The organism is Streptomyces glaucescens, assembly GCF_002154375.1.
GTDB lineage: Bacteria > Actinomycetota > Actinomycetes > Streptomycetales > Streptomycetaceae > Streptomyces > Streptomyces glaucescens.
Window position 1 is genome coordinate 1,447 of sequence record NZ_MUND01000889.1, and the last position, 599, is coordinate 2,045.

Consider the following 599-nt stretch of genomic DNA (forward strand, 5'->3'; position numbering starts at 1 on the left):
GCAACGGCAACCGGTGCGGGAGGTCCAGGGACGCCTGCTGGAGGCCGTTGGAAAGGGCGGCGATCTGGCGCGGGTCGCGGGTGTTGTGAGCCCAGGCGAAGTAGATGACCCCGCCCAGGCGGTACCTGGCGACCAGCTCGGCGGGGGTGCGGACACCGAACTCGCGGAGGTTGGCGTCGATGTCGGCCTGGTCGGGGGCGGTCGCGGAGTGGCCGTAGGCCCGGGAGACGAAGAGCTGGCCGACCTTCTCCTCCAGGGACATCCGGGAGATCAGGCGGCGCAGCCGGCGGTCGCTGTGCGCGTGGGCGGGGCCGGGGACGGCGAGGGCGGCGGTGACGCCGGCCGTGGCGGCGAGGACCGTGCGTCTGGAGGGTTTCGCGGTGTTTCCTGTGCTGGTGTCGGGCACGTGCGCTCCTTCCGGAGGAGGTGGTCCGCTGAAGGAAACTTCCGAGGGGTCACCAATATCCGGGAAGTTTCTGCCAGTCAAGGGAACGCACAGTACCCAGCGAGGGGGCCGCCACCGGCGCAAGGGAGGGGGGCGCGCCGATGGCGGCATACCGTCGGCCGCGCCCGCGGCGCGGAACGTGGCCGGCGTTCCC

Annotated in this window: 1 pseudogene; it reads right to left on the reverse strand. The window is 72.3% G+C overall.

Going from position 1 to position 599, the window contains the following annotated elements:
* Positions 1 to 406, reverse strand: a pseudogene (locus CCN42_RS45335) (glycoside hydrolase family 3 protein); the annotation flags it as partial.
* Positions 407 to 599: the final 193 nt, after the last annotated feature.